Annotated in this window: 16 protein-coding genes and 1 pseudogene; 10 read left to right on the top strand and 7 right to left on the bottom strand. The window is 43.7% G+C overall.

Features of this window, described 5'->3' with window-relative positions; translation table 11 throughout:
- Positions 1-106: 106 nt before the first annotated feature.
- The 5 genes and pseudogenes from HC643_RS11865 to HC643_RS11845 all read left to right on the top strand — a co-directional run.
- Positions 107-517 (top strand): annotated as a pseudogene (locus HC643_RS11865) (hypothetical protein); the annotation flags it as partial.
- A gap of 279 nt (positions 518-796) precedes the next feature.
- Positions 797-1456 (top strand): hypothetical protein, encoded by a 660-nt coding sequence (locus HC643_RS11860; protein WP_202048607.1) that lies wholly within the window; start codon positions 797-799, stop codon positions 1454-1456.
- Positions 1457-2101: 645 nt separating this feature from the next.
- Entirely contained in the window at positions 2102-3598 is a 1497-nt protein-coding gene (locus HC643_RS11855) for an ATP-binding response regulator (RefSeq protein WP_050045701.1), read from the top strand.
- 47 nt (positions 3599-3645) lie between these two features.
- The gene (locus HC643_RS11850) at positions 3646-5082 is read left to right on the top strand and encodes a response regulator (RefSeq protein WP_038091368.1); all 1437 of its coding nucleotides are present in this window, start codon (positions 3646-3648) and stop codon (positions 5080-5082) included.
- Positions 5083-5185: 103 nt separating this feature from the next.
- Entirely contained in the window at positions 5186-5830 is a 645-nt protein-coding gene (locus tag HC643_RS11845; RefSeq protein ID WP_038091378.1) for a response regulator transcription factor, read from the top strand.
- 546 nt (positions 5831-6376) lie between these two features.
- Here HC643_RS11845 and HC643_RS42560 read toward each other — a convergent pair.
- The 4 genes from HC643_RS42560 to acpP form a co-directional block, all read right to left on the bottom strand.
- A complete protein-coding gene (locus HC643_RS42560) occupies positions 6377-11884 on the bottom strand; it encodes a PAS domain S-box protein (protein ID WP_050045700.1) in 5508 nt (1835 codons plus the stop codon).
- 301 nt (positions 11885-12185) lie between these two features.
- Complete coding sequence (gene tkt / locus HC643_RS11835; RefSeq protein ID WP_038091381.1) at positions 12186-14201, bottom strand: transketolase; 2016 nt, start codon at positions 14199-14201, stop codon at positions 12186-12188.
- Between the two features lie 362 nt (positions 14202-14563).
- Entirely contained in the window at positions 14564-15814 is a 1251-nt protein-coding gene (gene fabF / locus HC643_RS11830; RefSeq protein ID WP_038091384.1) for a beta-ketoacyl-ACP synthase II, read from the bottom strand.
- Between the two features lie 171 nt (positions 15815-15985).
- Positions 15986-16237 carry an acyl carrier protein gene (acpP, locus tag HC643_RS11825; protein WP_038091387.1) on the bottom strand — a complete coding sequence of 84 codons (252 nt, stop codon included), beginning with the start codon at positions 16235-16237 and terminating at the stop codon, positions 15986-15988.
- A 253-nt stretch (positions 16238-16490) separates the two neighbouring features.
- On the opposite strand from acpP, the gene HC643_RS11820 reads away from it, so the two are divergent.
- Positions 16491-17399, top strand: a complete 909-nt coding sequence (locus HC643_RS11820; RefSeq protein ID WP_038091396.1) for a CoB--CoM heterodisulfide reductase iron-sulfur subunit B family protein — start codon at positions 16491-16493, stop codon at positions 17397-17399.
- Between the two features lie 341 nt (positions 17400-17740).
- Here the strand turns inward: HC643_RS11820 and HC643_RS11815 are convergent, their stop codons facing one another.
- Complete coding sequence (locus tag HC643_RS11815) at positions 17741-19087, bottom strand: energy transducer TonB (protein WP_237265868.1); 1347 nt, start codon at positions 19085-19087, stop codon at positions 17741-17743.
- 428 nt (positions 19088-19515) lie between these two features.
- On the opposite strand from HC643_RS11815, the gene HC643_RS11810 reads away from it, so the two are divergent.
- The 3 genes from HC643_RS11810 (at position 19516) to cpdA (ending at position 21749) form a co-directional block, all read left to right on the top strand.
- The gene (locus HC643_RS11810) at positions 19516-20169 is read left to right on the top strand and encodes a MotA/TolQ/ExbB proton channel family protein (protein ID WP_038091400.1); all 654 of its coding nucleotides are present in this window, start codon (positions 19516-19518) and stop codon (positions 20167-20169) included.
- A complete protein-coding gene (locus tag HC643_RS11805; RefSeq protein ID WP_038091403.1) occupies positions 20153-20554 on the top strand; it encodes an ExbD/TolR family protein in 402 nt (133 codons plus the stop codon). Before HC643_RS11810 ends, HC643_RS11805 begins: the two co-directional genes overlap by 17 nt.
- Before the next feature lie 397 nt (positions 20555-20951).
- Entirely contained in the window at positions 20952-21749 is a 798-nt protein-coding gene (gene cpdA, locus HC643_RS11800) for a 3',5'-cyclic-AMP phosphodiesterase (protein WP_038091405.1), read from the top strand.
- Positions 21750-22095: 346 nt separating this feature from the next.
- Here cpdA and HC643_RS11795 read toward each other — a convergent pair whose 3' ends face one another.
- On the bottom strand, positions 22096-22686 hold the full coding sequence (locus HC643_RS11795; protein ID WP_038091408.1) for a chromophore lyase CpcT/CpeT: 591 nt from the start codon (positions 22684-22686) through the stop codon (positions 22096-22098).
- Between the two features lie 224 nt (positions 22687-22910).
- Here HC643_RS11795 and HC643_RS11790 point away from each other — a divergent pair, with 224 nt between their 5' ends.
- Positions 22911-24143, top strand: a complete 1233-nt coding sequence (locus HC643_RS11790) for a tetratricopeptide repeat protein (protein ID WP_038091411.1) — start codon at positions 22911-22913, stop codon at positions 24141-24143.
- Positions 24144-24187: 44 nt separating this feature from the next.
- Here the strand turns inward: HC643_RS11790 and HC643_RS11785 are convergent, their stop codons facing one another.
- Complete coding sequence (locus HC643_RS11785; protein WP_038091568.1) at positions 24188-25453, bottom strand: glycosyltransferase; 1266 nt, start codon at positions 25451-25453, stop codon at positions 24188-24190.
- Positions 25454-25919: the final 466 nt, after the last annotated feature.

Raw genomic sequence — 25919 nt, 5'->3', positions numbered from 1 at the left:
ATCGCCCTTGGCGCAAGCTGTCAGCTTATCGCTCTTAGTGCAAGCCGTACCTGGCTTATCGCGGCTATTTGGAATAACTCTCAGCTTGGGATTATTTTCATTGGTCATGCCAGAATCTTCTTTTGCTCAAGCAAAGCAACAAGTCTCTAATGCCCAAATTGCGGCGATGGTGGAAGCCCTGAGACTTGCTGCTCCTAAAACTGGCAGTCAAAATGATGGATATTACAGTGATTGGCAAGTTAAACCAGAAACCCTCAAAGGATGGTCAAAAAATTGCCTGAAAAAAGAAGTCACACCAACACAATTTGAGAATGATTCCAATTTGGCGCGTCAGGTTGTTTCCTGTATTACAACCCGCGAATTGAACAAGCAGTATTCCGCAACTGGTAATGAAACTGCAGCCGTGCGTGGTGTTGCTTGTTGGTGGATGACAGGTAACTATACGGGATGCAATAGTGGATTTACGGCTGACTACGTTAAAAAAGTTACAGGTTACTATCAGCAGCAACGCTCCAAATCAAGTTCTAGTAATTCCAAACCAGCAACCAATACATCTTCATCATCTCCCAAAAAACCAACAACGGGATCGACTTCCACTAGCTCCAAACCTATAACAAATGAATCCCCATCGCCAACAACATCACCAAATGCTACACCCACAAGTAGCTCATCTCCATCACCCACTACCTCACCAGCACCTTAGGTACACAGGTTGATAAACAACGGATGCAACAAGCATAGTATATCGCCCCCCAAACAATGGCAAAAATGGGGGGTTAAAGGGATATGTTTTGGTTTGAGCCTCAACTTCCTGCTTGCAACCACTCCGAGTTGGTGCGAAACTCCTTCAAAAGCTGCTCAAGACTTAGATATAAATCCAGAGATTATTAAGAACAGCCCAGTATTACAGCGTTGGCAGCGCCAAGTCCCCAACGTGTTGGAGGAAATCAAAAATGACCCCAGTTTTCCCACAAGAATCAGGTTTGGCTTGTCTGCATTTCCTTCAACAGACGAAGCACTTGGGGTAAATCTTGGTGTTGAAGATATTTTGATTGGTCGCAGTCGTGTAACAGTGAGTGGGGAGTACCAAACAACATTTAACGGTCAGCGCGAGACTTACGGAGGAGATGTACGTTACTATTTGCGTCCTTTAGGAAGCTATATTAATATTGCAGCCGTTGCAGGTTACCGACACTTAGAAACAGATAGTTACTTAACAAATGGCATGAATTTGGGGGTTAGGGCGCTGTTGGTGTTATCTCGTGGCGGTGCTGCAGATATTTCTTTGACCCAAAGCTGGGTTGCTCCGCGCACGAGTGAAGAAGTTGGCTTGACAACTTTGTCAGTCAGTTACGCTGTGACTCGTGACTTTCGGCTATCGACAGATATTCAGTTTCAAAACTCTAAAGAGGAGAAAGACAGCCGCGTTGGTGTGGTTTTAGAATGGATACCATGAAAAGGTAATGCCGAGCCAATACTTGTCGGTTAAGCCTAAAAATGCGAGAATACGTAGGTCGGGGAGCCACTCACGTGCCCAGAGCAGCGCCGTTCCCAGAGAAGTTGCGGTGAGTCCAGCCCTGAAAGCAGGTTTACAGCACGAGGGGACTGGCGTATAGCCCTGCGGGCATAGCTTCGCAACGCGTAGCGTGTGCCTTGCACATACCCGTAAGGGCTTGGGGGTTTCCACGTCAGATGCTTCACTTGGGCAAAGACGACAGGTGCTTCAACGGAGGTTCCCCCTGTTGAGTGACGTGGCGTTTGAAGAACGAAACCCAACATTTACAGGCATTTGTTGGGGTTGTCCAACCTACAAAAATTATTATCCGAGCAGTATTGAATGCCGAGCGCACAATTTTGCCACGCTCGTAAGAATTCTTTCTTTCCTCAATTCCAGTACCTATACTTAAGTTTAGGTTTGAACTAGCAAAATAGCGAGCTTTCACCTAACCAAAAGTGCATAAGCTTGTGTTGCATACAACTACTTAAAAGTAGGAGTTATGTCTTTTGACTCAGCTTCTGCCCCTCGTAACGGGGTAATTTTGAATCATATAATACACTTTTTGTCAATTAATCAATTTATTTTAAGAAATTGGTAGGAGTTATGTATTTAGAAAATAATTTGAATGTGCAAGCCGCACAATGCTCTTTGGCACTACAACAAGAAATTATAGAACGCAGACGTGCTGAAGAAGCAGCACAAGCAGCAAACCGCGCTAAAAGCGTGTTTTTGGCAAATATGAGTCACGAATTGCGATCGCCACTCAACGCCATTCTAGGTTTTTCACAATTAATGAGCCGTTCTAATGACTTATCCCCTGAAAACCGAGAAAATGTGCTGGCAATTGTTCGTAACGGCGAACACCTGCTGAGGTTGATTGACCAAGTCTTGGATTTATCAAAAATTGAAGCAGGACGAATAACTCTAAATGAAAAGAAATTTGATTTACATCAATTGCTGGATGATATGAAAAGTATGTTCCAACTCACAGCGTATAGTAAAGGGTTGGAATTATCATTTCATGGTGAAAAAGAAGTGCCAAAATACGTGCATGGTGATGAAGTCAAATTGCGTCAGGTTTTGATAAATTTACTTTCTAATGCCTTAAAATTTACTACTAGAGGTAGAGTATCGCTTTATGTTAGAGGAGAGGAACGGGAAATGGCTCCTTCTTACTCTTTACATTTTAGAATTTCAGACACTGGTTGCGGTATTGCTGAAAGTGAGTTAGACAGTATTTTTGAACCTTTTGTCCAAACACCTGTGGGACAAGAATTTCCAGAAGGAACGGGCTTGGGATTGACTATCGCACGCTCTTTAGTACACTTAATGGGGGGCGACATCAGTGTAAGTTCTTGTGTCGGCTGTGGTAGCACCTTCCAATTTTACCTTCCTACCTGCGTTGTTAAAACTTCGCCTCTCAACAACCAACAAGCACCTCGTCGTGTCATAGCACTTGCTCCCAATCAACCACAATATCGTATTTTATTGGTAGACAATCATCAAGATAACCGCCAATTGTTAGTGAAATTGCTCTCTCCCCTAAATTTTGAATTACAAGAAGCCAGAAATGAACAAGAATCGCTCGCAATCTGGAACGATTGGAAACCACACCTTATTTTTATGAATTTGCGAATGTCTGTTATTGACACCATCCGAAGGATTCGCTCTAGGGAACTACAGCAAAATTCTTCATTCAAAACTAAAATTATTGCCTTGAGCGCGGATGTTTTAGAAGACAAGCGCTCGCTTTTTTTGAGTACGGGCTGTGATGATTTTATCCGAAAGCCTTTTCAATTAGAAGACATTTTTGAGGCTCTGCACAAACACCTTGGTATTTGTTATGTCTGCGCTCGAGATCTCGCATTACCCCAATCGAATCCAACAGCTACAAATGAAGCTCAGGTTTTGACCAAAGACGCTATTAATAGCTTACCTAAAAATTTAGTTGCTAATTTGCGCCAAGCAATTATCGCTCTAGATGTAGAGTCGATTCGGCAATTTATTCATCTTATCTCTGAATTTAATCCTTCCTTATCCCAAGCCTTAGATACCTTGGCTCGGAATTTTCAGTACGATACGTTGTTGGATTTTATTTAATAATTTAAAAATCGATAATTCAATTTCATGAAAATAGATTTAAAAAAATGAATGCAGTTAAAAACTTATTAGATAAAGGAACAATTTTAATTGTTGATGATACACCCGACAACCTAAATCTTTTAAGCAATATTTTATTAAAAGCAGGATATAAGGTACATCCTGCTTCAAGTAGTAAATTAGCACTTACATTTATTCAATCAAATTTACCCGATCTCATTTTATTAGATATTATGATGCCGGGAATGAATGGTTATGAAATCTGCGAGCGGTTGAAATCGTCTCCTCGAACTCAAGATATTCCCATTATATTTATCAGTGCTTTACATGAAATATTAGACAAGGTAAAAGCCTTTTCTTTAGGTGGAGTAGATTACATCATTAAACCTTTTGAATCTCAAGAAGTTTTAGCTCGAGTTGAGAATCAGTTGCGCCTTAGAAGGCTTTCTAAAGAACTTTTAGAGCAAAATTTAAAGCTAATAGCAGAACTTGAAGAACGCAAGCGTATAGAAGAAGCTCTACGGGAGCAAAAAGAACTTTTACAAACTATTTTCGACCACATTCCCGTTATGTTGACTCTTTATGATAATGAAGGTAGATTTTGTTTAGTAAATCGAGAGTTCAAACGGCTCTTAGGTTGCTCTCAAGAAGAAATTCATCAAACTAACATACTAGAAGAATTTTTTCCCGACTCTCAGATTCGTGCTCAAGTTTTAGAACATATGATCGCAGCCACTGGAAAATGGCAAGACTTTAAAATTAGAACTAGCTTGGGACATTATATCGAGACTTCCTGGGCAAACATTCGATTGAATCATGATACGATTATAGGTATAGGACAAGACATTACCGAGCGCAAGCAAGCGGAAGAAGCATCTGTTCTTGAAGAACGCAATCGCATGGCAAGAGAAATTCACGATACCCTAGCGCAAGCTTTTACGGGCATTGTCGTTCATTTGGGGGCTGCTTCACGAGTCATGGAAGGTGCTTCCTCTGAAGCAAAAGAACATATCAAGACAGTACGCGATTTAGCACGTAGAGGTTTGACAGAAGCACGTCGTTCAGTAGAGGCGCTACGTCCGCAGTTGTTGGAAGATGGAGATCTATGTAGTGCTCTCAATCGCCTAACGATGCAAATGCAATCTTATTCCAACACCCATATTCTTTGTGAAGTAACAGGTGAGGTGTACTCCTTACGAACAGATATAGAAAATAATCTCCTGCGAATAGCACAAGAAGCCTTGACAAACGCTGTTAAGTATGCAGATGCTGGTGAAATTCGAGTTGAAGTGATATACGAACAAACACGGTGTCTTTTAAGAATTCAAGATAACGGACGGGGATTTGATGCAGACAGCGCATCTGTCAGTAATGGTTATGGTCTTTTGGGAATGAGAGAACGAGCTCAACAGATGGGAGCAGAACTGACGATACGAAGTCATCCGGGAGAGGGTACAGAAGTGGTGGTATTGGTTAGTGGTTAGTGATTTTCAACCAACAACTAACAACTAACAACTAACAACTAACAACTAACAACTAACAACTAACAACTAACAACTAACAACTAACAACTAACAACTAGCACAAATGGCTAAAACCTCAGTTCAGTCAAATCTTATTCGCGTTCTGATTGCTGATGACCATCCTGTGGTACGTCAGGGCTTAGCGGTGATGATTGAACGAGAGCCAGATCTGCTGGTGATTGCACAGGCGGGTGATGGGATTTCTGCCATAGAAATGTTTCGCGAATATCAACCCGATGTCACTCTCATGGATTTGCGGATGCCTAAGTTGGGAGGTGTTGGTGCTATCGACTTGATTTGTAGTGAGTTTCATGATGCCAAAATTATTGTACTGACAACCTTTGATGGTGATGAAGATATTTATCGCGGATTGCGGGCGGGCGCAAAGGGCTATTTGCTCAAAGACGCTGAACCTGATGAACTTTTAACAGCTATTCGCACCGTTGCTAGCAACCAAAAGTATCTTCAACCTACAGTGGGAGCTAAACTAGCAGAACGGATGAGTAACCCAGAACTGAGCGATCGCGAAACGCAAGTTCTTTGCTTGATGGCAGTTGGTAAGAGCAACCAAGATATTAGTGCTACCCTGCGTATTTCTGAAAGTACTGTTAAGTTCCACATCAACAATATTTTAAGCAAATTAGCTGTCAATGACCGAACCCAAGCAGTTCTTGTTGCTCTTAAACGCGGAATTGTCAGTCTTTCCTAACAACTACTTTTTCAACGAATTCTTAAAAGATAATTAGTCTGACAAGCAACATAATTCTCTCTGCAAGTTATATTTTGCTTTAAATTTTGACCGATTCTATGAATTATGATGGGTCTGGTCCTTTTAAGACCAGCTGTATCCTTGAAAAAAGTTAGCGTTACGAGTAACCTACGTAATAGCTCGTAATCCTTGTGTATTAAGGATACCTAGCCAAAAGTTCGGGTAAGAGACTAATACTTCGTATAGGTAAAAACTCAACTGTGGGAGAGCGACACGGGTAAGTAAAGTGGGGTATATTATGGCTCTGTAAACCATATGCAACACGAACTTATCCACTCATTATCCGGATTGGATGTTCGATAAATGCTGTAGTTTACTGCTCTTTATCTGCCCATGTAAGAGAGGGAATCTTGGAGAGGTGGGAGATAAGGGAATGGCTTGCACGGGGCTAATTTCCTTGTCCCCCTTTACTTATTTTAATGAGCAGCGAGCAGTAACCAGCGATCTATTAATTTCTTCTTTTCAGCAAGCCCTAAATAAATTTTATTAAGAATTTGTTAGAAGACTGGCGATGGTAGCTGCTAATTCTGCTGGCTCTACAGGCTTGGAAAGATGTTTTTGAAAACCAGCTGACAGTGCTTTATCCCGATCTTCATCCTTAGCATACGCTGTTAAAGCGATGGCTGGAATTCTACCTCCCTGTTCTGAAGTCAGTGCTCTGATTTTACGAATTAAGGTGTATCCATCTTCACCTGGCATACCAATATCGCTTACGATTACATCTGGTTGGAATTGTTGCAGCACCTCGAATGCTTCTCGTGCTGATGTACTTGCTATTGCGATCGCTCCATATTGTTCAAGTACAAAAACTAGAAATTCACGGGAGTCAGTAATATCCTCTACAATTAAAACACGAATTCCTGTCAAATCAGGTTCGCTATCGGTTGGCTCATCCTCCTTTATCTCTGGCTCAAAATTTAGCATTGGCAGCATAACTGTAAAACTCGCCCCCTGTCCAACACCAGGACTAGCAGCCGTTACCGTACCGCCGTGCAACTCTACGAGGTGACGTACAATGGCTAACCCTAATCCCAAACCGCCATGTGTTCGAGTTGTGGAAGCATCAGCTTGGCGGAAGTAGTCAAAAACATAGGGTAAAAACTCTGTACTAATGCCTTTACCATTGTCAGTGACTTGAATTTGTACGGCATCTCCGACTTGTTCTAATCGTATTTGTACGCATCCACCATTGGGAGTAAATTTGATGGCGTTGGAAAGTAAATTCCAAATCACTTGCTGTAAACGGTTGGGATCGCCTGCAACTTGTAGTTGATGGGGGCGAACGTTGCTTCTACAATGTGGTTCTAAGACTGTCTGAATCTGGATTGATTTCGCGATCGCAGCTAAACGCACTGTCTCTAAGGCTGCCTCAATAATGGATTTCAAGCTCACCGGAGCAATATTTAAGCTTAACTTACCACGTAAAATTCGGGAAACGTCCAATAAATCGTCAATCAGTTGGGTTTGCAACTTAGCATTACGCTCAATAGTTACCAAAGCTTCAACTGTTTTCTGGTTATCGAGCTTCCGACTTTGCAGAAGTTTTACCCAACCTAATATAGGGTTGAGTGGGGAACGCAATTCATGAGATAAGATTGCTAAAAACTCATCTTTGACGCGATTGGCTTGTTGAGATTCCTCATAAAGTTGAGCATTGTCAATTGCAGCTGATGCCATCTGCGCTAGTTGTACGAGCATGGCTTCATCTTCTTGGGTAAACTCGCCAGAATGTTTGTCAGAAAGTTGGATGAGCCCGATGTTTTTGCCATTACGGTTAGTAAAGGGAGCAGCCAACAAACCCCGCATCGGTGGATGGTTGGCTGCTTCTTTACCAAATCCACGCCAAGCCGGATGTGCTTCTAGTTCAGCTTGGGTCATTCGTACCGGACGCTGCGTGCGACAAACAAACGCATAGATACCCGAACCATCTGGTTTTACTTTGTAATTTTGCCACCGGGCGTATTTGTCTGACATAGAAATTGTGTGAATTGCTTGTGCCCAATTTTGATCTACTGTCATGCTAGTGACTGACTGATGCGCTTCAATAATGTCACGAGCTTTATCTGTAATCAATCGCAACCTTTCATTCAGTGATGAGGTGGAATTAATGGCGATGAATGCTTCAGTAAGTTTTTGCAGGCGACGCGTGTATTGCTGCTCTCGCTCGAGTAATTGGGCGCGTTCTGACTCTGCTTGCTTGCGCTCTGTGATATCTACGGTACTCCCTACTATCCGGCTTGGGTTTCCGTGAGCGTCTCGTGCAGCAACTATTCCATGGTCTACTACATAGGTATACTGGTTGCTTTTGTTAAGGATTCGATACTCACAGGTAAAGCGATCGCTCTTTGTAAAGACAGTTGCTGCTTCCTCTTTTACCCGTTGCAAATCCCCCGGATGCACGCGTTCGCACCACCACTGAGAGGTTGGTTCGGCTTCTGCAAGTGAATAACCTAAAATTCTGGTTAACCCATCAGTTCTTTCAACCAAATCTCGCTTTATATCCCAATCATAAATCAGACAGTTCACCGCTGTCGCTGCCAACTCAAATCGCTCGTTTGCCAATTTCAGGTGCTCTTCACTCTGCTGTAGCGCCTTTTCTGCTTGCTTGCGAGCTGTCACATTTGTGAACATCCCTAGTGCGCCAATAATATTACCTTGTCCGTCTCGCACGGGACTGGTACACGCTAGCACTAGCAGTTCTTTACCGTCCTTGCGTCGGAAGCGAAAATCAAATTGCTCATTTTTTCCCTGGAAATTGCTACCAATGTGCTTGCAGGCAGATAAAATATCTTGTGGGAAGCAATACTCAAGTACTGTACGCTCAAGTATTTCTTCTGTCGTGTAGCCGAGCATCTGAGCCATCCGCTCGTTAACGTAGAGTGTTTGAGTTTCAGCATCAATCAACCAAATACCCTCATTGGCTGTTTGTACGATGTTACGGTACTTCTGTTCGCTATCCCGCAGTGCTATCTCTGCTTGTTTGCGATCGCTGATGTCGGTGACTGTGCCAATCCACTCCCGTACATTACCAGCAACGTCTAAGATAGGTACGCCCCGTACATACACATAACGATATTCCCCGTCATAATGTAACAATCGATACTCAACCTCGCAGGATACCTTGTTCTGTAGTGCTTCAGTCCAGGTTTGAACTGTCAATTGACGGTCATCTGGATGGACTACATCAAGCCAACCCCAGCCCATGTACTGCTGTTGCGTTTGCCCGGTCAATGTTCCCCAAGCGGGTGCTGACACAATTGAGCCAGAGCCATCGGCAACCCAGACAATTGATGCAGTGGCTTCTACCAGCGAGCGGTAACGTTCTTCACTCTGCTGTAGTGCTGCTTGTGAATGCTTTCGTTCGGTAATGTCCCGAAAATAAACAGCAAGACCATCTGGGGAGGGATAGGCGTGAATTTCCAGCCACTTACCTATTGACTGACCGAATTCCTCAAAGACAACAGCAACTTGCTCCGTAACAGCACGATGAAACTCTTGGTAAATCAGAGTTCCAACTGTTTCTGGAAAAACTTCCTCCCACACTTGCTTGCCGAGTAACTCTTCACGGCTCTTGTGCAAAAGCTCTGTGGCTTGCTGATTGACGTAAGTGTAGCGCCAATGGTGGTCGAATGCCACAAACGCATCAGTGATGCTTTCTAGAATGTTGTTGATTTTGCTATGTGCTATCTCGGTTTCTACCCGTAAGATCTGCTCGTAACGGGCGACTTCTTGCCGCATCTGAGCCATCTTGAGAGTTGCCTCCACACGAGCCAATAATTCACGAGCGGAGAAGGGCTTGATAAGATAATCATCTGCGCCCGCTTCTAAACCTTCAACGCGGGATTCTTCTCCAGCGCGGGCAGATAGCAGAATAACGGGCAAAGTTCTTGTTTTTGGGTTAGCCCGTAGCTTGCTTAACAAACCAAAACCATCTAGTTTCGGCATCATAACGTCTGTAATTACAAGATCCGGAGTTTGTTGATGAACCGCAGCCAGCGCAGCCACTCCATCGGCTACAGCTTGCACCTCGTACTTTTGGTTCAACAAACGTTTCATATAGTGGCGCATATCAGCGTTGTCGTCAACTAACAAGACACGCACGGGTGAGGGTGAGGGCATGAATTCTCCTCCTTGTCCGCTCTCCCACTCTCCCACTCCCCCACTTTCTTCTGGCAACCAGGGAATTACCGCTTCAGCATGGGGAATTGTTACCATTGCTGTTGTTGCCGAGATGGATGTTGATTTAATGTGTTCTTGCGGCAAGTGAGCGCATCCTGTAGGAATGGACACAATAAAACTTGTTCCTTCATCAATGACGCTGCTCGCTTGAATCGTACCGCCGTGTAGGTCTACGAGTTCCCGAACTAATGACAAACCAATGCCCGAACCTTCATAAGTCCTTCCCCTAGCTCCTTGCACTCGATGAAAGCGCTCAAATATGTGGGGCAATTCAGCCGGTGGAATACCTGTACCAGTATCCCGTACTTCTAACTCAATGCGATTGCTGCAATAGCGCAAGTCAACAGTAATTTCTCCCTCAAAAGTGAATTTAAAGGCGTTAGAGAGCAAGTTCAAGACAATTTTTTCCCACATTTCCCGGTCAACGTATATTCTTTCAGGCAGGGGAGGACAGTTTACGAACAACTGCATCCCCGCACTTTCAATAGCTGACCGAAATACGCCTGCTAAATCCGCAGTTACCATCGCTAAGTCGGTTGGCTCGTAAACTGCTTCCATGCGCCCTGCTTCAATACGAGAGAAATCCAGTAAGGTGTTAACAAGTTTCAACAAGCGCAGGGAATTGCGATGAGCAATTTCCAGTTGAGAGCGATCGCTGGCATGCGGTCCTGTTGGATCGGCTAAAATTTCTTCTAGGGGACTGAGCATGAGTGTAAGTGGTGTACGAAACTCATGACTGATATTGCTAAAGAAGACTGTCTTTGCTCTGTCTAACTCCACCAATGCCTCAGCACGTTTGCGTTCTGCTTCATAAGCATCGGCATTAGCAATTGCAGTTGCAATATTGCTGACAACTAGATCGAAGAATCCTTGGTACTCATCGTCAAAGGGGAGTCGGGGACTAATACCCAACACTAGCAATCCTGCGAGTTGTTGCTTTCCAGACCGAGCAATGGGCATCACTATTGCTTTTGAAGGGGATTCTACCCGAAATGTTATGGGAAGTTTCCCGAAGCGCTCTGTTAAATCGGGAATAATTTCTGCCGTATTTGTCTGATTGACTTTTGTCAGATTCCATGGATCTATTGCGTCGGTTAAGAGCACGCACTCCGGGGTTGCAGGAGTTCCCGCCTCCACACCCGCAGTTTTTACCAACCTTGCTCGTTTGCCTTCCTCTTCCAAGCAATACAGCAAAGCAAAGGGAATATCGGCTGAATTTTTGTACAGTGTTTCTGCTGCAATGTCACAAGCTTCAAGAACAGTCTTTGCGTGTGCTGCATTCGATGCTAGTTCCCGTAACGTTCGCAGACGACGCTCGCCAATAACCCGCGCTGTTGTTTCAATGACAGCACAAAAGACTCCACCCACTCCACCACTTTCATCCCGAATTGGGCTGTAGGAGAAGGTAAAATATGTTTCTTCTAAATATCCATAACGATCCATTATCAGCCGCAAATCGTCTGACCAAGTCGGTTCGCCTGTGGTTAAAACGCTATCAGCTAAGGGACCGAGAACATCCCAGACTTCAGCCCAGCAATCCTTAGCAGACTGTCCCAGAAATTGCGGGTGCTTGCTTGCACCGAGCATTGGACGGTAAGCATCGTTATAGAGGTTGGCATACTCTGCTCCCCACCAAACAAACATGGGGTAGCGGGAGTTTAATATAATGCTGACCGCTGTTTTCAAACTTTGCGCCCATTGAGATACCGGACCTAAAAGCGTTTGCGACCAATCGAGCGATCGCATTACTTGACCCATTTCTCCACCGCCTGCAAAGATTTCCTCTGAAATAGTTGCTTTTACTATATCGGTCACAATCTCTGTTCCGAATTTATTCTACTTAGGGTTAGCTAAATTTATGAAAAATTCTAAAGAATTAATAATTTCTGCATATCCTGCGCCTGCAAGCACTGGTAGACGGGCAAAATGTAATATATCGTAATTAATCTTCTATCAATTTGCTCAGATCCTTATCTATCTAAAGGTCTAAATAAGCAGTCTAATTTAACTCTTTGTGTAGGGTGGGCGTTGCTCGTACTACGGCAGTACAGTTAAGTAAAAAAAGGGTGAGCAATGCCCACCCTTAAAGAAATTTAAGAAAATAATCTGTTGCCAATTAACCCAACAATTCTTTTGCTTTAGCCAACACGTTATCAACTGTATAGCCAAACTTCTCCATAGCAACATTACCAGGAGCAGAAACACCAAAACGTTCAACACTAATCATTGTACCTTCACTACCAAGATAACGGTGCCAACCAAAGCTAGAAGCTGCTTCTACAGCTAACCGCTTAGTAACAGCTTTGGGTAGTACCGATTCGCGATAATCTGCTGGTTGCTCTTCAAAAATTTCCCAAGAAGGTAGGGAGACAACACGAACTTTCTTACCTGCTTCTCTCAATTTCTGAGCAGCTTCGACACAAAGGTGTACTTCGCTACCAGTAGCAATGAGGATAAGATCTGGTGTTTCGTTCTCATCGCCATCAACGATGTAACCACCCTTTGCGGCTTTTTCGATGCTGCTTCCTGGCAACTGAGGCAAGTTTTGCCGGGAGAAAGCCATGAGGGTAGGACGGTGTTTATTTGCTTGTTCAACTGCTACTTTGTAAGCACCGGAGGTTTCGTTTCCATCAGCAGGACGGTAGACGATGAGGTTGGGAATTGCTCGCAAGGAAGCTAGAGTTTCTACTGGTTGGTGGGTAGGACCATCTTCTCCTAAAGCTAGGGAGTCGTGAGTCATAACATAAATGACACCAGCCTCTGACAGTGCTGACAAGCGAATTGCGGCTCGCATATAGTCGGCAAAGACAAGGAAAGTCGCGCAGTAGGGAATCAGCCCCGAACCGTGCAGGGCAATACCGTTACAAATCGCTCCCATGCCATGCTCGCGCACTCCAAAACGGAGGTTGCGGTTGTGGTATTGACCTTTTTGGAAGTCACCGGATACTTTTAAGTAGGTTAAGTTGGAGTGGGTAAGGTCGGCAGAACCACCAATCAACTCTGGTAAAGCGGGTGCAAGGGCATTTAGGGTCACTTCAGAAGTTTTGCGGGTTGCGACTGCTTTATCTTCAGCTTTATAAACAGGCAGTGTTTTTTCCCAACCTTCTGGGAGTTTACCACTTAACAACCGCTCAAATTCGGCAGCGTCTTCGGCGTATTTAGCTTTATAATCTGCCCAAATTTTGTTCCAATCAGTTTCTAGTTGAGCGCCGCGCTCAACTGCTTTGCGAAAATGCTTGAGGGCATCTTCTGGAACGACAAAGGGTTCGTGTTCCCAACCCAAGTTTTCACGGGTCAGTTTTACTTCATCACCACCAAGGGCTGCACCGTGAACGCCTGCGGTGTTTTGCTTGTTGGGCGAACCGTAACCGATAGTGGTGGTGATTTTAATGAAAGAAGGTTTATCGGTAACAGCTTTAGCTGCTTCTATTGCTGCTGCTATTGCTTCAAGGTCGTTGTTACCGTCTTGAACGTGCTGTACGTGCCAACCGTAAGCTTCAAAGCGCTTATTTACGTCTTCTGTAAAAGAAACATCTGTGGAGCCGTCGATGGAGATGTGATTGTCGTCGTACAGAGCAATTAACTTGCCCAATCCTAAGTGTCCGGCTAGCGAACAAGCTTCGCCTGAGACCCCTTCCATGTTACAACCATCACCTAGAATTACATAGGTATAGTGGTCTACAAGTGTGGCGTCGGGTTTGTTGAACTTTCCAGCAATATGTGCTTCTGCGATCGCCAATCCTACTGCATTGGCAATTCCCTGACCCAAAGGTCCGGTGGTGACTTCTACCCCTGGTGTTTCAAAGTTTTCTGGGTGACCGGGAGTTTTAGAACCCCACTGGCGGAACTGTTTGAGGTCGTCGATTGTTACGCTGTCGTAACCGGTCAAATGGAGTAGGGCATACTGCAACATACAGCCGTGACCTGCTGACAGGACAAAGCGATCGCGATTGAACCACTTGGGATTTTTGGGATTAAACCGCAAAAAGCGGTCCCACAGAACAAACGCCATTGGCGCAGCGCCCATTGGCAGCCCTGGGTGACCGGACTTTGCCTTTTCGACAGCATCAATTGCCAGAAAGCGGATTGAATTAATACAAAGTTCTTCGAGGGTTTGGGTTGCAACAGGCATAATCTCTGGTTTTTACGACGGGTTAGCACTCTTTCAATCAGCGAACAGTGACCAGCGATCGGTTACCAATGGAACTGGTCTCTGTTGACTGGTAACTGTATCATCCCATTGGTGCTTGCTGACGGACAAGCGTCAGATTTTGGGATTTTTGATATGGATTTTGAATTAATTTTACGGGGGATTCCTATTATTATCGGTTGCTGAACCGACGAAATTAGGAGTTAGGGGTTGGGGAAGAAATATTTCCATTCTTACTGGGGCAATTGCCCGTGAATGTTTAGCTATGTTAGCCTATACTCAAAGTAAGCCACTATCGAGCAAGTTGCTGTATGACTTGGCTCCCTAATTTCCAATTTCTCACTTTAGGCGTATTTTTTAAAGGCTAATGTCACGTTGTGACCGCCAAAACCAAAGGAGTTGGACAGTGCTACCTCGACATTCGCTTCCCGGCTGGTGTTGGGAACGTAATCCAAATCGCATCCTTCGTCTGGATTGTCCAGGTTAATTGTTGGTGGAATCCTGTTGTTAGCGATCGCCAGAACTGTTGCTACTGCTTCAATACCACCCGAACCACCCAAAAGATGGCCGGTCATTGACTTGGTAGAACTCACTGCTATTTTATATGCATGGTCACCCAAAGCCCGTTTGATTGCAGCGGTTTCTGTTGGATCGTTGATGGGAGTGCTCGTGCCATGAGCGTTGATATAGCTGACGCGCTCTGGGGTCAACCCTCCATCCTTCAGTGCCAGTTGAATCGCTCTTGCTGCTCCTTCTCCACCGGGTACCGGAGAGGTCATGTGGTATGCGTCACAGGTCATGCCATAGCCAACAATTTCCGCATAAATACGAGCACCGCGACTTAAAGCGTGCTGTAGTTCTTCTAAGATAAGAATGCCCGCACCTTCACCCATCACAAACCCATCGCGGTCTTTATCAAAAGGACGGCTAGCGCGAGAGGGGTCATCATTGCGGGTAGAAAGCGTTCTAGCTGCGGCAAATCCTGCCATAGATAAGGGTGTAACTGCGGCTTCACATCCCCCACATATCATGGCTTGGACGTATCCCCCTTGAACCAAACGAAAAGCATCGCCAATAGCATTTGAGCCGGCTGCACAGGCGGTGACCGAACAGGAGTTTGGTCCTTTAGCACCCGTGTGTATTGCTGTCAAGCCTGCTGCCATATTAGCGATCATCATCGGAACCATGAATGGGCTACAGCGATCTGGACCCCGGTTCAGATAGATTGTTTGCTGTTCTTCCATTACTTTGATACCACCAATGCCAGAACCAATGATGATGCCTACCTGTTCTGCATTCAGGTCATTGATAACAAATTTTGCGTCCGCAAGAGCCTGTTTTGAAGCTGCTACGCCCAATTGAGAAAAGCGCTCCATGCGCTTAGCTTCCTTGCGATCCATGTACTCATGGGGGTCAAAATTCTTAATCTCCCCAGCAATGCGACAATCATGACGGGACGCATCAAACAGGGTAATTGCACCAATACCGTTGCGTCCGGTTATTAATCCTTCCCAATACTCAGCTGGTGTATTACCAATAGGTGTAATCGCGCCAACACCAGTTACAACAACGCGTTTACGTATAAAATCAGTCATGTCAGTAGTTAGATGGCTCTTGATGCGGGTAACGGCGATAAAGGATTGGGGATAAGGGGCAATGGGGATAAGGGGCAATGGGGATTGGGATTGTTAGTTGTTAGTCATTTTTTTCCTAACCACTTCCCCCTAACTGCCAACCAATCACCAATCCCCAAACCCCAGCCACTGTTATGCGGATGCAGCAACTTTGTTGTTGATGTAGTCCACTGCCTCTTGAACGGTTGTAATCTTTTCGGCAGCTTCGTCTGGAATTTCGATATCGAACTCTTCTTCCAAAGCCATGACTAGTTCAACAGTATCAAGGGAATCAGCGCCCAAATCGTTGGCAAAATTGGATTGTGGTGTAATGGTATCGCCCTCAACACTCAGCTGATCCGCAACGATTTTCTTGACCTTTTCAAAAATTTCCGTTTGACTCATAGATAAAATTCCTCAACGAGTTGCTATAATCCGATCTTCTGGGGGATGTGATTTTGAGCATATTTATATTATCGGAAAGTGTGGACGCATAGACCTCGTAAAAAACTCTGTTTTGTAATTCTTACGAAATTTTGTTTGAGTATGTGCATTTTTTTATCTATGTACCTACAAATTTGCGACCAACACTAAAAGCGATGATAAAACAGTTATGGATTATTGACGAGGGTAAAGCCCTCCTTGTTACCAAGATACTATGCTAACCTATACTTTGAGATACGCTTACTATCCCGGATGTGTTGCTCAAGGAGCGTGCCGCGAGCTTCACCAGTCTACAGTTGCCCTTAGTAAGGCATTGGATATTGAACTTATAGAACTTAAAAAAGCTTCTTGCTGCGGGTCAGGAACCTTTAAGGAAGATTCTCAACTGCTAGAAGATACGGTTAATGCCCGGAATATTGCTCTTGCAGAAGAATTACAGCTACCACTATTAACCCATTGCAGTACTTGCCAGGGTGTCATCGGTCATGTAGACGAACGTTTAAAAGAGCGCCAAAGCACAGATCCGGCATACGTTGAACAAGTGAATGGCTTTCTTTGTAAAGAAGGCTGTTCCCCCTATCGTGGTTCAACAGAAGTGAAACATCTCCTTTACGCTCTTATTAAAGATTACGGTTTAGAGGAAATAAAAAAACGAGTCACTCACAAGTTAACTGGACTGAAGTGTGCTGCTTTTTACGGCTGTTACCTGCTCCGTGCTCAAAAGTCAATGCCCTATGATGACCCCTTCCAACCAGAGGGCATGGAAAACTTGTTTCGTGTACTACAAGCTACGCCAGTATACTACAAGGGACGTACCCAATGTTGTGGTTGGCCGCTGGCTAGTTATGCTACCGAACAATCTTTTAAAATGGCAGGAAATCACATCCAAGAAGCCATAGACGCTGGTGCTGATTGTATGGTCACACCTTGTCCTTTGTGTCACCTTAACCTAGATTCCCGTCAACCAGAGGTGGAAAAGGTTACTGGGCAAAAGTTAGGTTTGCCCGTTCTGCATTTGCCTCAGTTAATTGCTTTAGCTGTTGGGGTAAGTCCAAAAGAACTGGGTTTGCAAAAGCACATCGTTTCTACAAAACCCGTGTTAGAGAAGTTGGGAATTTCGTAGAAGGCAGAGGGCAGGAGGCAGAAGGTAATATAGTTTATTTCTGCTAGCCTGCGCCAATTAGAGGAGGGCTGGAGAGTTATAATTTATACTTGCCTTGGCGACTGTAAGTCGCGGCTATACAAGCAAAACCCCTCCGGGTTCGCCAGTTGCCAGGGCGCGGGAAACCCGCCTGCAGCACTGGTCTCACCGCCTGCAGGGCTGGATTCACCACCTGCGTGGGTTTTAGAACCTTGATTCTTTCTTAGTCTGCGAAGGCAGACTTCGTTTGTATAGTCGCGAATTACATTCGCCCAGGACTTTTAAAAGATTGGAAATAGGTAAACTTACGTCTCGAAAACTGCTTAAGGTTGCTTTTGAGAACGACGCAAACTATCGAGTAAATCGTTCTCATTACTAGGTGCGGTTTGCTCCAAATTGCTTGGGCTTGGATTAGCAGGAGATTGTTCTGGAGGCTGAACTGTGCTTTCAGGTTGTTGGGAGGGTATGACTGGAGAAGTTGGTGTTACCGGACTTTCTGGCTGTTGGGAAGGCAAAACTGGAGAAGTTGGGGTGGCGGGAGAATCCGATATCATTCTCCGCCTTCTGCGTCCGGGAGTTGCCTCGGTCCCATTTACGGCTGTCGCTTCGGCTTCGCGTTTCTTCTCAGCTTCTGCTTGTTGTTGCCGTCTGCGTTCTTCCCTTTCTCTTTGACGCTTGAGGGCTTCTCGATTTTCTCGCGTTCCTGGCTTAGTGAAATTTGCTATCAACTGTACGTTTTGCTTTCCTGCAGCAGCAGAGTTTAATTTAAATTTTCTGGCTTGACTCACCAACGCTTCATCTAGTTCCTTGTGTCCGCTAGGACGGCTGAGTTTGATGTTAATCACATTGCCGTTTTCATCGACATCAAAAGTGATACCGGGTTTACCTTCGATACCTCGCCGTTCTGCTCTTTCTGGGTATTTGAGATCGCATTTTATACAATCAACAAAATCAAATTTTGTTACGGCTGGTCTTGGACCTGTTGCAACTTGTGTTCCAGTACCCGTACCCGTACCACTTCCAGTACCCGTACCCGTACCGCTTCCAGTACCCGTACCGATTCCACCTCCACTACCACCACCGATACCTTCTCCAGTACTTCCAGGTGTGCCTGCGGTACTTCTCAAACGTCTTGTTAGATTGGAAGAATCTTGACTGTTAGTGGGTGCGCTTGGAGCAGGTACTGTATTCTTAGCAACTTCTGGAATAATTCTGGGACGTCTGAGTGGGGGCTGTAAATTTTCGGTCTTCTGCTCTGTAACTGGAACTTCCTGTTTGGGAGGTAAAGGAACTTCTGGTTGGGGTTCTAAGTTTGGCTTAACTTGTGTCAGTATGCGCTGCGGTTTTATTTCATCTTTTAAAGGCGGAAGAATTGGCTTTTCTTCTGGAGTTACCACTGTTTGCTGAGGCGGGACTGGTTGTGGAACAGGAGGAGCTTTTGGTGCGGGTGCAGCAGTTTTGCCACCACCACCACCTTGTGGTGTTTTAACTGTCTTGGACACAACAGGCGCTTGAGGCTTCAACCGGAGTCTAGTCGGTTTGGGGGGTTCTGGTGGTTTTACTTTTTCCTGTTTTGGGGGTTCTGGTGGTTTTATCTTCTCTGGAGTAAGCTTGGGCGAATCGAGAACGATCAATTCAATCGGTTTGTCTTCTATTTGCTTTGCTCTCATCACGAGGTTCGCTATACCAGAAGCTAGGACACCGATATGCAGCCCTAACGATCCAACTAGACTAAAAGTTAGAAAAGTCCTAAGAGCCCTTGATTCTTTCTCTCTGTGCTCTAGAGCTGTACCAGAAAAGCTCATAGTTTATTGCCACCCATTATCAGTAACTCTGGAAGATTAAAACATTTAGACACAAAAGTCAATCAAGAAATAAAGATAATCGGTCGTGTTAGAGCGAGAAAAATCCATTTATAATCGAGCATTCATAAAGCTTTTAAGCAAAATTTGCGATCGCAAATCATGATTTCCATACTATATAACTGAGACTTGTTTGACATATATTGTCATTTCTTTTAATTTATATTGAGAACTTCTATCAGTTTTATCCCCTAATCTGGTAGTCTGACAAAATCTAGCGGCTTGAGAGATAGCACATGGGAATTCAAAATTTGTTTGCTGCAGGTGGTCTGGTTATGTGGCCCCTGCTGGCGTTTTCTGTTTTAGCAGTGGCTTTAATTATTGAGAGGATAAGATTTTGGGTAAAGGTCAATACCCGTCAAAGTCTTGTGGTAAGGGAAGTTCTAAACCTTTACCGTCTTAATAATGTCGTTGGTGCAATTGATAAACTGCGAAAAAATGCAGATTTACCAATGTCACGCATTTTCCTCACGGCTTTGGAGTTGGAGGAACCAACTCCTGAGGAATTTCGTTTGGCTCTAGAAAGTGAAGCACAAGCTGAGATTCCTCTACTTAAGCGCTTTCAGAATCTCTTTGAGACTATCATCTCTCTGGCTCCTCTTTTGGGGCTTTTGGGAACTGTGTTGGGGCTTATTGTTTCTTTTGCATCTCTCAATATTGGTGATGTGGGAGGTTCAAGAACTGCGGGTGTAACGGCTGGTATTAGTGAAGCGTTGGTTTCTACTGCTTCGGGCTTGATTGTTGCTATTTTCACACTGCTATTTGCCAATACTTTCCGAGGTCTTTATCAAAGAGAAATTGCACGAATTCAGGAGTACGGTGGAGAATTAGAATTGCTATACCGCCGTCGCTATGAACGTGGAGAGAGGACTTATGCGTCTACAAGATGAACCCGATCTACCAGCGCAAATTAATATCGTTCCTATGATAGATGTTATATTTGCCATTCTGACTTTCTTTATTATGTCAACACTGTTTTTAACTAGATCGGAAGGGTTACCAGTAAACTTACCTAAAGCAGCTACCGGACAAACAGAACGTCCCGCACAAATGACAGTCACAATCAATAAGCAGGGACAGATATTTTTGGATAAGAAGCCAATTCTTTTGGAACAGTTGGAGAATGAGGTCCGCCAACAAGTCCAGCCACAACAGCAGGTGTTGGTTGTGATTAATGCAGATGAAGGAGTTACTCACGGTCAAGTTGTGGGTGTGATGGATAAGGTTCGGCAAATAGAGGGAGCAAAATTAGCGATCGCAACTCAAAAACCTTAGAAAATTAGTAACGGATAATTCGTAATTCATAGTGGAAGAGTTACGAATTATTTATTATGAGAGCTTTACAAATAAAACCGTATTAAAGACATTTTATTTCTAGCTGTAACCGCTCGTATGGGCGTTATAAATGATTTATAAAATTTTCAGTACTATAGTACTATAGAGGTTGGAAGACTTCGCAATATAAATTAGTAAAAAATTATATTATATTTGTGGAATTTACGGATATATAGAAAAGCAACACCAGTAGCAAAAAGCTCATAAAATAGTTACTGTATTGTTTTTTACAAAACAGTACAAATGTATGTTGCAAATACACAGAGCAACTTTAGTTACAATTTGTTATCTTCGTAGAGATTCGTATATTAAAACGCTTAAATCGCTATCACTAAAGATGAATCCAGTTTTTCCTTTGTCAATCGCACAAATGTCCGACCTGCACCTGTTTGCAGATGAGAACGAACAATTACTTGGAATTCCTACGACTCTGTCTTTTCAAGCTGTAATCGGGCGGTTGAAACAATTGCGTTGCGAACTTGATTTATTACTGTTAACCGGAGATTTATCTGGTGACGGTAGCCCTGAGTCTTATGAAATGGTACAAAATCTGCTACATCCGTTGGAAATATCCACTTACTGGTTACCGGGAAATCATGACAGTGCGATCGCAATGGAACAAGTTCTCAATTTGAGGCTGGTTTCCCGACGGAAGTCTTTTGAGCGTGGTGGATGGCATTTTATATTACTTGACTCAACCGTACCGGGATGCGTACACGGTCATCTTTCAACCAAAAGTTTGCATTGGTTGGATTTTCAGCTATCAATAGGAGGTAATAAGCCCACACTATTAGCCTTACACCATCCACCTTTTCAGGTAGATTCAAAGTGGCTCGATAGCAGTACCCTCCAAAATCCGCAAGATTTTTTTGCGTTAATCGATCGCCATCCACAAGTCAAGTTAGTTTTATTCGGTCACATACATCAAGAATTCCACCGTCAGCGCCACGCTGTTGATTATCTTGGTACTCCCTCAACCTGCATACAATTTGCGCCTTTGAGTTCAAACTTTTCTCTCGATCCAAAATCACCTGGATTTCGTTTGTTGAAACTTTATCCCGATGGAACTTGGGAATCTTCGGTTGAAAGAGTTCCTTTTTCCTGCAAACTGGACTTGGCAGCAACAGGATATTAAAACTTAAAATTTTAGGTTATAAACTAATAGTTAATATTTTACTCTCAAAGAGATTCCTTAAAAACAGTCACATCAACTTTGCCGGGTAGAGAAATTTTTAAATTCTTCTTCTTTTTCTCTGACTTCGTGCTCTTCGCGTCTATGCGCTGGCACGCACGCTTCGCTATCGTGGTTTTTTTTCACTCGTCAATTTTAAGTTGACAGACTACTAGGTTGAGTTTTTTTAAAGTTTGTAAATGCTGGCATATAAGACTTATATTTGATTTTTGAAATACCCGTAGGGTATTTCAAAAACTAAAGAGAATTGCCATGAAAGAAGTTAAATTTACGATCTTATGAGACTCTCTTATATTGCGACTTCGTCTGCAAAGCTAGCCCAGCGAACAAAATAAAATGGTCCTGCGACAGATCCCCAAACGTGCTCGTCTGTTTCTGGGTCACGTCCGCGATCGCGACTGATAAATTTATGTTCGTCTATTTCAAAATCACTATCAAGGTAAGTTTTTTGTCCTTTACGATAAACAATACAATTTTTTCCCGGTTCTACCTTGCCTTGAAAGCTGTGACCTGTCCATTCTACAATCATGTTACAACCGGGCAGTTTTTCTAAATCATCTGCTGATAGGGTTTTAAGGCGTTCGAGATTCCGAGATGCGCCATAGAAGTTTTTTTCTTCTTTAACACAGTAGTTCTCGATTTCAATATGGTCGCCCGCTTGAATTAAATTCAATACTCGCAGGCGATAGGGAACATCAAGTAGATAATCGTATGCTTGCTCGACAAAAAAACCGACACCTGATAATAAAGATAAAGGGAGAGGGCGCATACACACGCGAATATGGGCGAAAAAAGGCGGGTTTTCAAAAGCTTGCTCTTGGTTGCTGAAGTCAGCTGCCATCAAACGGGCTAAAGTGGCAATATCTGTAGAATTGGTCATCGTAATTTTAGATTTTGGATTTTGGATTTTGGATTAGGAAAGCCAAGACCCCATAAAGGTATTGTAAAACTTAGAGTTACTCGTTTTTCAGGAGAATTTTTTGCTCTTTGTCGTCAGATAGTCACAGGGTATAAGAGGGACAAGGGAGAAGTACTATCAATACCTCATTTCCTACCTCCTATCCCCCTATCCCCCTCTACCCCCTACTTAAAGGTAAAACCGTCATGTCCCGGCGCTTAAGTGTTACAATAACAGCGACTGCTACATTGTTACTTTTCTCGAGTTCGCTGACATTTGCGGCTACTAAAAAACCGCAACCACCAGATAAATTTCCTCCCAATCCCCTAGAAATTACTACACCAGATCCTCTAAGTCCTCGTTCGCCAAAGGATACTCGACCCCTAACTCCTGAAGAACGGCAAACGTTAGAGGCTGCTCTTGAGGAATTGAACCAGCAAGCATCAGCTAAACTGGCAGCAGGGGACAAGATATCAGCTTTTGAAATCTGGAATCGAGAATTGCGGTTGCGCCGTTTTTTGGGACAGCTAGCTGAGGTACAAGCACTGTCACGAGTGGGTGCGATCGCGTGGAATGCAAACGACCGTCAGGAAGTCCAGTACATTACACAGCGCTTGCAGACCGTTCAAAAGCAGGCACAAACTCAAAAAACTACAGACTTAGAATTTTTACAAGCTTTAGGTCAAGCTTACCAACAAGTACGCTCTCCGAAGTTAGCATTGGTAGTTTACGACCAAATTTTAACATCAGTAAGACAGCAGGGAGATACAGGGGCAGAAGTTGATACCCTAAAGACAATCGGATTAATTCACATGGGCTGGTTTGATTATCCGTCCGCCGCTGCAACATACGAAAAATTACTCGCTATGGCTTCTGCTCGAGGCGATCGCACAAACGAGTTATTATATTTGCAACAGCTGGCATATATCTACGAGCAAGCAAAACAACCGGAAAATTCACTAAAAGTACGCAATCAGCTGGCAAAAATCTATCAAAGCGAAAATAACTTTACCCAGTTACCAGATTTGAAGCAAGAAATTGCTACAGATTACGAAGCCTTAGCAAAAGACAATCCCGGTTTATTGCAAGAAGCATTTAGGAACTATCAAGTAGCGTATATGACTGCTTGGGACTTGCAGCAGTATGTTCGTGCTGGAGAGATTTTGCGGAAATTAATTGCGCTTTACCGTTCGCAAGGACAAGTAGAAGAAGCTTTGCAAGCAAGCCAAATTTTGATACAAGCTGAACAGTTAGCGTCCAATTCTTATGGTTTGATGACTGCTTATGACGAGATTGGGCAAATATACATCCTACGGAAAGATTACCCGCAAGCAATCCAAGCCTTTAAGAAAGGGTTAGAAATTGCTCAACAGCTGAAGTATGATGAAGAGTACTTTACCCAACAGATTCAAAAAGCATCCGGACAAGGTGTTAAGTGAATGTTAGTTTTTGGTTGTTGGTTTTTGGTTGTAACCACTAACCACTAACCACTAACTAAAAGCAAATTCTTTGATTTTTTTACAACCTCATACAGTTTTTTCTCAAACTTCTCCATGCATGATGACCAATCAAATTCAAGTATTGAAAGGCGAGCATTTTGAGACATTTCTTCCTTGAGAGCCGAAGTTTCAAGAATTGTAATGACCTGACGGGCAAAATCTGTTGGGTTGTTAGGTTCAGCTAAATAGCCATTGTGACCGTTGATAACTTGCTCTGAAGTAGAGGGTGCAACAGCAGCCACAACAGGAGTTCCAGAAGCTAATGCTTCATTATTTGCAGTACAAAAATTTTCCGTGATTGAAGGGTTGACAAATACATCTGCACGAGCGTACAAGCCTAGAAGTTCTGTTCCATAAGATTCGCCCCAAACAGTTATACCAGCTTTAAACTTTTCTGCTTGCTTGCGAAATTCTTCATCTTGGGGTCCTCTCCCAACAACAATCAAATGGACATCAGGAATTTTATTAGCAATTATTGGATAAGCTTGTAAAAGCTGGAAAATATTTTTTTCTGCAGTAATGCGTCCTACAAAAAGCAGAGTAGGTCTGCGATCGCCAGGAATAGGGTCATAACATAAGTTTGCCGGATTGAATTTTTGACAATCAATTCCTTGAAAGGGCAGATATTCACTTCGTTGGGATTTCAGTTGCTGGTATTTAGCAAGCTGTTCTCGAGAAGGAAATAAATTGACATCATACATTTCGCTGAACTGCTTCACTAAAAAAGGAAGGATGGGACGAATCAAGTTGAATCCGCGATCGCCCAAATAATATCGTATGTACGCAATGATATCGGTATGGAAGAGTGATATTATCGGAGTTCCCGTTCGCTTTGCATATTCAGTTCCAATAGGGCGACCGTAACCTTGTAAATAAAGTGAGTAAAACCCTCTTAATTGCGGTGCTTCTTCCACAACTATAATATCTGGTTTAAACTCTTCAAGCAATTTTGTATCGCTCCAGTGCCGATAGTGCAGTGGTTGCGGAAGAGACTTGTAAAATATGAGTGGCTGTGTTGGAAATGCATAGGCAGAAAAATTGGGAAAAGGTTCTAGCTCATCTAGCCCAGACATGGGACGATTGCCAACATACTCAGGGTACTGGTTATTAATTTGAGGGTGAATGAGAAAAACTTGATGCCCTTGCTGTAACAACCAACGAACTCTTTGATGTACGCCTATGGATACTCCTGTTAAAAAAGGTGCATACAAGCTTGTAAAAATTGCAATACGAAGAGATTTGTTGCTCATCATTTATGTACTGTATTGTATATTTTCTTGGCTAAAACAATCAAGTATTTTTTATCAAACACCAAACTGATTAACATTCTATATTCCATAACAAGGCACAATTGCCTTCCTTGTAACTGAATGAATAATTTGTATTGTAATTTTTTCTCATTTATAAGGATAAGAAAAAGACCAGATAATTGAAAATTGCGCCAGACCAACAAAGTACATTTACATGAGCTTAATCTGAAGTCTGCCTGCACGGGAGCATCCTAAAGAGCACCAATTGCCCTCAGAATGGAATTCTGGACGGCAGGCGCTATCTCCTTACGGAGACGCTACGCGAACAACGGGGGGAACCCCCCTCCGGGTTCACCAATCCCCAGGGCGCGGGAAACCCGCCTACTTTCTCTGGATTCACCGCAACGCGCTGCCTCGGCTATACAAACGAAGCCTGTCTACGCAGGCTTTAAATGAGTCCTTGCCT

Source organism: Tolypothrix bouteillei VB521301, assembly GCF_000760695.4.
GTDB classification, from domain to species: Bacteria; Cyanobacteriota; Cyanobacteriia; order Cyanobacteriales; family Nostocaceae; genus Scytonema; species Scytonema bouteillei_A.
This window is presented reverse-complemented; position numbering and strand designations above follow the sequence as displayed.